The 6,912-nt window shown below is 70.5% G+C and carries 10 protein-coding genes; 3 read left to right on the top strand and 7 right to left on the bottom strand.

What is annotated here, in order from left to right; all coding sequences use genetic code 11:
- The coding region (locus Q7T09_RS03430; protein ID WP_304697626.1) for an aminoglycoside phosphotransferase family protein at positions 1 to 834 on the top strand (834 nt) is incomplete at its 5' end.
- Positions 835 to 1,090: 256 nt separating this feature from the next.
- On the opposite strand, the gene Q7T09_RS03425 is transcribed toward Q7T09_RS03430, so the two are convergent.
- Complete coding sequence (locus tag Q7T09_RS03425; protein WP_304697624.1) at positions 1,091 to 1,702, bottom strand: pyridoxamine 5'-phosphate oxidase family protein; 612 nt, start codon at positions 1,700 to 1,702, stop codon at positions 1,091 to 1,093.
- Positions 1,703 to 1,821: 119 nt separating this feature from the next.
- Here Q7T09_RS03425 and Q7T09_RS03420 point away from each other — a divergent pair, with 119 nt between their 5' ends.
- Positions 1,822 to 3,018, top strand: a complete 1,197-nt coding sequence (locus Q7T09_RS03420; RefSeq protein ID WP_304697622.1) for a M20 family metallopeptidase — start codon at positions 1,822 to 1,824, stop codon at positions 3,016 to 3,018.
- On the opposite strand, the gene Q7T09_RS03415 is transcribed toward Q7T09_RS03420, so the two are convergent.
- The 5 genes from Q7T09_RS03415 to Q7T09_RS03395 all read right to left on the bottom strand — a co-directional run bounded on the left by Q7T09_RS03415 (position 3,019) and on the right by Q7T09_RS03395 (position 6,014).
- Positions 3,019 to 3,984, bottom strand: coding sequence for an alpha/beta fold hydrolase (locus tag Q7T09_RS03415; RefSeq protein WP_304697620.1), 966 nt, complete (start codon positions 3,982 to 3,984; stop codon positions 3,019 to 3,021).
- A gap of 120 nt (positions 3,985 to 4,104) precedes the next feature.
- Complete coding sequence (locus Q7T09_RS03410) at positions 4,105 to 4,434, bottom strand: UrcA family protein (RefSeq protein WP_304697618.1); 330 nt, start codon at positions 4,432 to 4,434, stop codon at positions 4,105 to 4,107.
- Positions 4,435 to 4,654: 220 nt separating this feature from the next.
- Positions 4,655 to 4,846, bottom strand: coding sequence for a hypothetical protein (locus Q7T09_RS03405; RefSeq protein WP_304697616.1), 192 nt, complete (start codon positions 4,844 to 4,846; stop codon positions 4,655 to 4,657).
- A 46-nt stretch (positions 4,847 to 4,892) separates the two neighbouring features.
- On the bottom strand, positions 4,893 to 5,564 hold the full coding sequence (locus tag Q7T09_RS03400; protein WP_304697615.1) for a spermidine synthase: 672 nt from the start codon (positions 5,562 to 5,564) through the stop codon (positions 4,893 to 4,895).
- A gap of 72 nt (positions 5,565 to 5,636) precedes the next feature.
- Complete coding sequence (locus Q7T09_RS03395) at positions 5,637 to 6,014, bottom strand: VOC family protein (RefSeq protein WP_304697614.1); 378 nt, start codon at positions 6,012 to 6,014, stop codon at positions 5,637 to 5,639.
- A gap of 296 nt (positions 6,015 to 6,310) precedes the next feature.
- On the opposite strand from Q7T09_RS03395, the gene Q7T09_RS03390 reads away from it, so the two are divergent.
- On the top strand, positions 6,311 to 6,721 hold the full coding sequence (locus Q7T09_RS03390) for a hypothetical protein (protein WP_304697613.1): 411 nt from the start codon (positions 6,311 to 6,313) through the stop codon (positions 6,719 to 6,721).
- Here Q7T09_RS03390 and Q7T09_RS03385 read toward each other — a convergent pair.
- Positions 6,697 to 6,912, bottom strand: a 216-nt coding sequence (locus tag Q7T09_RS03385; protein WP_304697612.1) for a limonene-1,2-epoxide hydrolase family protein, incomplete at its 5' end; no start/stop codon positions are given. The genes Q7T09_RS03390 and Q7T09_RS03385 overlap by 25 nt on opposite strands.

Genomic DNA, 6,912 nt, shown 5'->3' with positions numbered 1-6,912 from the left:
GCCCTGCTGGCCGATCAGCATGGCGAGTTCGCCCACCTGCCCATCGAGCACCTGGCCTCCGGCTGGGACAACGACATGTTCCGTCTGGGCGACGACATGGCGGTGCGGATGCCGCGCCGCCTCGTCGCGGTCGAGCTGCTGCGGAACGAGCAACGCTGGCTGCCGACCCTGGCCGAGCGCCTGCCCCTGCCGGTTCCCGCCCCGCTGTGGCGTGGGGGCCCCGGCCGCGGCTATCCCTGGCCCTGGAGCATCCTGCCCTGGATGCCCGGCGGCCCGGCCGACCTCGATCCTCTCCGGGCTGACCAGGCCCCGGTGCTGGCGGGCTTCCTGAAGGCCCTGCATCAGCCCCCGCAGCACCCCCGGACCCCGCGCAATCCACATCGCGGCGTGCCCTTGGCCGAGCGGGCGGACTATCTCGCCCCCCGCTTCGCCCGGCTGGCGGCGGAGACGGACTTCATCACCCCGCGCATCCGTGCGGTCTGGGAGCGCGCGCTCGCGGCCCCCATCGACGTGGAGCCCACCTGGCTGCACGGCGATCCCCACGCCCGCAACGTGCTCTCGGAGAAGGGCCGTCTCACCGCCATCATCGACTGGGGCGACATGTGCCAGGGCGACCGCGCCACCGACCTCTCGAGCCTCTGGATGCTGCTGCCGGACATGGAGTCTCGCCACGCCGCCATGGTCGCCTATGACGCCTCCGAGGCCACCTGGGCCCGCGCCGCCGGCTGGGCGGTGAACTACGCCGTGGTCCTGGTGGACGCCGGACGGGTGAACGATCCGAGGCTCTTGGCGATGGGGGCGAAGACCTTCGCCATGGTGCAGGCGGGGGACTGATCGGAACCAGGGAGCTTGGACCCACCTAGGCCCGCCGCGCTCCAATCCTTCTCCCCTTGCGGGAGAAGGTGTCGGGCGAAGGCCCGACGGATGAGGGGTCGCACTCCTCTCTCCGCGTGTCGTGCAACGCCCTGACCCGATAGGTTTATCGACCCCTCATCCGACCCTGCTCCGCAGGGCCACCTTCTCCCGCAAGGGGAGAAGGCGCCTCATGAGGGCGTAGCAGACCATCCTGGCGGCGCCGCACCTTGGGGCCTCACCACATGCTGGCCGCCGCACGGGCGGGCCACTCGGCGTCGTACTGGTCCCCGCCCTGCGCGCCGGAACTCGCCGCGCTGAGCATCTGTCCCGCGCTCGGCAACCGCGCCGGATCGACGTGCTTCTCCGGATTCCAGAGGTCGGCCCGGATCACCGCCCGGGCGCACTGGAAGAACACCGTCTCGACGGTGATCACCACCACGCAGCGGGGCAGCTTGCCCTCCATGCGGAACCCCTCCAGCAAATCGGCGTCGGTGCGCAGCTCCGCCCGCCCGTTCACCCTCAGGGTCGAGCCTGAGCCGGGGATCAGGAACAGCAGGGCCACGCGGGGGTCGCGCACGATATTGCGCAGGGAATCGGCCCGGTTGTTCCCCCGCCGGTCGGGCAGCAGCAGGGTGCGGTCGTCGGCGATCCGCACCACCTCGCCGGCGTCGCCGCGCGGCGAGCAGTCCAGCCCCTCGGGTCCCACCGTGGCCAGGGCCGCGAAGGGAGAGGCGGCGATCAGGGCGGCGTATTCCGGGATCAGCCGGTCGCGCTCCTTCAGGGTGGAGGCGGCGTTGGGGGCGCCGTAGAGGGCCTCCAGCTCTTCGATCGTGGTCAGGGCGGGCATGGCGGCTCCCTCAGGGCGGTCGCCCATCCTGACCCAGGCGGGACGGATTGGAAATCGGCGGGGTGCGCCGCGGGAAAGTCTGTGCCAGCCTGACGGCTGTTCCTGTCCGGAGACCCGCCATGACCACCCCCTGGCTCGAAGACGCCCGCGCCCTGCAGTCCAGGACCGTGGCCTTGCGGCGCGACCTGCACCAGCACCCGGAACTGGGCCTGGACCTGCCCCGCACCACGGCGGCCGTGCGGGCGGCCCTCCAGGGCCTCGACGTCGAGATCGTCCAGGGAACCTCCAATTCCGGCCTGATCGTCACCCTGAAGGGCGATCCGCAGGGCTCCACCATCCTGCTGCGCGGCGACATGGACGCCCTGCCCATGGCGGAGGACACGGGCCTCAGCTTCCAGTCCCAGGTCCCCGGCGCCATGCACGCCTGCGGCCACGACGCCCACACCGCCATGCTGGTCTCGGCCGTCCACCTGATGCACGCCCATCGCGACCGCCTGGCCGGCACGGTGAAGTTCATGTTCCAGCCCGGGGAGGAGGGCGACTTCGGCGCCCGCCACATGATCGAGGACGGCCTGCTGGACCTGGCGCCCATGCCCAGCGCCGCCTTCGCCATCCATGTCAGCCCCAACATCCCGTCCGGCGTGATCGCCTCCAAGCCCGGCGCCTTCATGGCCTCGCCCGATCAGGTGGCCATAACCCTGAAGGGCCAGGGCGGCCACGCCTCCACGCCTCACCTGGCGCGGGATCCGATCCCGGTGGCCGCCGAGATCGTCATGGCCCTGCAGGCCTTCGTCGCCCGCCGCGTCGACGCCTTCGACCCCGTGGTCCTGACCATCGCCAAGATCGAGGCCGGCACCACCCACAATGTCATCCCCGAGAGCGCCCACATGCTGGGCACCCTGCGCTCCTTCTCCGAACGCGCCCGCACCCGCGCCCACGAAGGCATCCATCGGATCGTCAGCAAGATCGCCGAGGCCCACGAGATGGTGGGTGAGGCGACCATCACCGCCGGCTATCCGGTGACCATGAACGACGCGGCCTTCGTCGCCCGGGTGAAGGCCGTGGCCCAGGATCTGCTCGGCGAGAAGGGATTCCGCGACATGCCAAGCCCGGTCATGGGGGCCGAGGACTGGTCCTACGTCCTCCAGCGCCTGCCCGGCTGCATGGTCTTCCTCGGCGTCGCCCCGCCGCAGGTGAAGCCCGCCCACGCCCACTCCTGCCACTCCAACCGCATGCTGATGGACGAGGACGCCATGGCCCACGGCGTGGCCCTGCACGCCGCCATCGCCGAGCAGTACCTGGCCAGCGTGCGCTGACTACAGCCCCTTCAGCCAGGCCAGCAGGCGTTCGTTCACCTCGGCTGGCCGTTCCTGCTGGGTCCAGTGGCCGCAGCCCTCCAGGATGTCGGCGCCGCGCAGGTCGGTCATCTCCTCGCCCATGATCTCCAGCAGGTTGCCCCGGCCCAGCATGGAGAGCACCAGGTCGCGCTCGCCGCCGATGAACAGGCTGGGCTGCTCGATCTTGCGGCCCTCGAACTTCGACAGGTACTCGAAGTCGCGCTGGTGGTTGCGGTAGCGGTTCAGCGGCCCCCGGAACCCCGACTCGGCGAACTGGCCGGCGTAATAGGCGATGTCCTCGTCGGTCAGCCAGGCGGGGAAGGGATCGGGATCGACCAGCCCCTCCAGCAGGCTCTGGCCGTGGACCTTGTCGTTGGGCCAGGTCCCGTCGGGCGCATCGCCGCTGATGGCGTAGTAGAACTTGCGGATGGCCATGGCCGGATCGGCCTCCAGCTCCGCCTCGGCCGGCCCCACGTTCTGGAACCAGGCCTGGTAGAAGAACTTGCCGCGCTGGGTGAAGACCTTGTCCACCAGCTCCATGAAGCTGGTCTTGGGAATCCCCGTATAGGGCACCGACAGTCCCGCCACCGCGCGCACCCGGTCGGGGCGGATCAGGGCGGAGTTCCAGACGATGGGCGCCCCCCAGTCGTGGCCGATCAGGATGGCCTTCTCCCCAGGCGTCAGGTGCTCGATGAGGGCGGCGACGTCGCCCACCATGTGCTCCATGTCGTAGGCGGCGATGTCGTGGGGTTTGCCCGAGCCGCCATAGCCGCGCACGTCGATGGCGCAGGCGGTGAAGCCGGCGTCGGCGATCGGTCCGATCTGGTGGCGCCAGCTGTACCAGCTCTCCGGGAAGCCGTGGACCAGGACCACTAGGGGCCCCGATCCCTCCATCGCCGCGCGCAGGGGAACGTCGGGCAGGTCGATGGTGCGGAACTCGGGCATGGGGCGTCCTCCTGAGTCCGAGGCTAGGCGCATGACGGTAGGACCGCCAAACGCAAAAAAGCCCGCCGGGGAGGGCGGGCTTTTCCGGCTTCGACCCCAGGACTGGGGAGGACGAGGGTCTTAGCGGGCGGCCAGTTCCGAGCGGCCGTAGGCGGCCAGCTGGCTGCGCTGGGCGGCGGAGAGCTTGTCCATCGCCTCGGCGCGGACGGCCTCGATGCAGCCCTGCGTCTTGACGATGCGGGTCCCGGTGGCGGGGCTCCGGGCGGCGCAGACGTTCGTGGCCAGCCTGTCCAGGCGCTGCTCGAAGGCCGCGACCCCGGCGGCGGTGGAGAGGTCGCCCACCTGCAGGGTCATGGGGGCGGCGTGGGCGGCGGTGGTGAGCGCCAGGGCGGGCAGGGCGGCCAGGGCGATGGCGGCGACGGCGGAAATCTTGGCGGTGAGCTTGAACATGGTGAGGTCCCTCTAAGGTCTTCAATGTGGTGGGCGGCGACACGCCGCCGATGACTGAGGGAATACGAGCGCGGCCTCGCAAAGTCTTGTGAATACCAGGTAATGACAGAGATTTAAGAGAGTTACGGAACATCCATGCATGACATTCGAGTAACAGTACTTAACGGGCTGTAATGTTGAGGGTCTCCCGGGATGACGGTGGTTGGGCGGAAGCCCCCGCCTACCCCTCGCCGCGCGCCTCGATGCGCTCCTCGAGGTCGACCTCGTCGACGCGGGCGCCCTGGGAATCGGTCATGTCGAAGTCGATCCCGTCGGCGACCAGCTCGTCGCACTTGGCGAGGGCTTCTTCTTCGGTGGCCAGGGTGAAGGTCACCCCGCGGCCGGGATAGCGGGCGGAAATGCGATAGGTCATGGCCCACCCTACCATGCCCGCGCCCGATCGCCCCGCGCTCTCAACCCTAGGCCGGACGGGTCGCCAGCCAGATCACATGGCGCGCCCCGCGCTTGCCGCCGCCGGCCCGGACCTTGACCTCCTCCACCGAGAACCCCGCCCGCCGCAGGCGCTGGCTGAAGGCCGCGCTGGGGGCCGAGGACCACACCGCCAGGATCCCGCCCGGCGTGAGCGCCTTGCGCGCCGCCGCCAGGCCCGCCCGGTCATAGAGGCCGTCATTGGCCTTGCGGCTCAGCCCCTCGGGGCCGTTGTCCACGTCCAGCGCGATGGCGTCATAGGCGCCGTTGGCCGCCGCGATCAGCTCGCCCACGTCGCCGATCACCACCGAGACCCGCGGGTCCTCCAGGCAACCGGCCGTGAGCTGCGCCATCGGCCCGCGCGCCCAGTCCACCACCGCCGGGACCAGCTCGCCGACCGTGACCCGGGCCGCCGGCCCCAGCACCGCCAGCGCCGCGCGCAGGGTGAAGCCCATGCCATAACCGCCGATCAGGATGTGGGCCTTGGCCCCCAGCCGGTCGCAGACCAGGGTGGCGAGCGCCTGCTCCGACCCGCTCAGCCGGCTGTTCATCAGCTCGATCGATCCCGACATGATCGAATATTCGCCGCCCCGCCGCATCAGCTTCAGCTCGCCGCCGCCGTCGGGGACCGTGGCGGTGTCCAGGTGTTCCCAGGGGATCATGGCGCTCTCCGGTGGATCGCTGCGCGGCGTCGGAGACGGAGGGCGCCAGGCCCCCTCCGTCTCGCCCCCGCCTCACCCCATGCGGTGCAGGGCGCAGAGCTTGTTGCCGTCCGGATCGCGCAGATAGGCCAGGTAGAGCTTGCCCATGCCGCCGGCCCGCTCGCCGGGGGGATCCTCGATGCTGGTCCCGCCGGCCGCCACGCCCGCGGCGTGCCAGGCGTCGGCCTGCTCGGGCGAGCTGCAGGCAAACCCGATGGTGCCGCCATTGGGGGCGCTGGCCGGCTCGCCATTGATCGGCTTGGAGACCGAGAACACCCCGGTGGGGGTCATGTAGAAGATCCGCTCCCCGTCCTGCATCGCCGGCGGCACGCCGAGCGTCCCCAGCAGGGCGTCATAGAACCCCTTGGCCCGGGCCAGGTCGTTGGTGCCGATCATGATGTGCGAAAACATTGGCGCGCTCCCTTTGCTGTTGTCCCGCTTCATAGGGGGCGGAGCCCCTCCGTGACAACGGCTCCAATTCCTCCCCCATCGGGGGAGGGGGACCGCGAAGCGGTGGAGGGGGCTAGGGCCGCGCCACCGCCCCAGCCCCCTCCGTCTCGCGGCCTGCGTCCGCGATCCACCTCCCCCGAACCGGCCTCCGGCCTGTGGGAGGAACAAAGCCCATGGCGAGATCGGCGATCTCTATGACATTTCTGCCAGACCCATCACCCCCTAGGCTGTCCTCGGCTTCTAGAGGAACGACGCACATGGAATATCTGGTGGGGGCGGCCCTGGGGCTCGGCGTCGGCGCGTTCGCCACCGGGGTTGGCCTCGACCGCGACCGGGCCTTCTATCCGGTGGTCCTGGTGGTGATCGCCTCCTATTACGACCTCTTCGCCGTCATGGGTGGGTCCATCCCGGCGCTCGGGATCGAGACCCTGGGCCTGGCCGCCTTCGCGGCCGTGGCGGTGCTGGGTTTCCGGACCAGCCTCTGGTGGGTCGCCGCCGCCCTGGCCGCCCACGGCGTCCTGGACCTGGTCCACGCCCGCCTGGTGGACAATCCCGGCGTCCCGCCCTGGTGGCCGGCCTTCTGCCTCACCTACGACCTCGCCGCCGCCGCGTGGCTGGCCCAGCGCCTGCTGCGGACCCGCCCTCAGGCCTTCAGGGCCGCGACATAGGTCCCCATGTCGAAATAGTCCCGCCAGACCGCGATCTTGCCGTCCCGCATCTCGAAGACCCCGCAGCAGGGCAGGTCCACCGGCTTGCCCGCCACCACCGTCCGGTCCACCCGCTCGGCGATCACGACGTCCCCGCTGGAGACCAGGTTCAGCACCTCCCACTGGGTGCTGCTCCAGTCCTTGAGGAAGGC

The organism is Phenylobacterium sp. (genome assembly GCF_030645195.1).
Taxonomy (GTDB): Bacteria; Pseudomonadota; Alphaproteobacteria; order Caulobacterales; family Caulobacteraceae; genus Phenylobacterium.
Note: the sequence above shows the minus strand (reverse complement) of the source record. Positions and strands in the feature narration are given on the sequence as shown.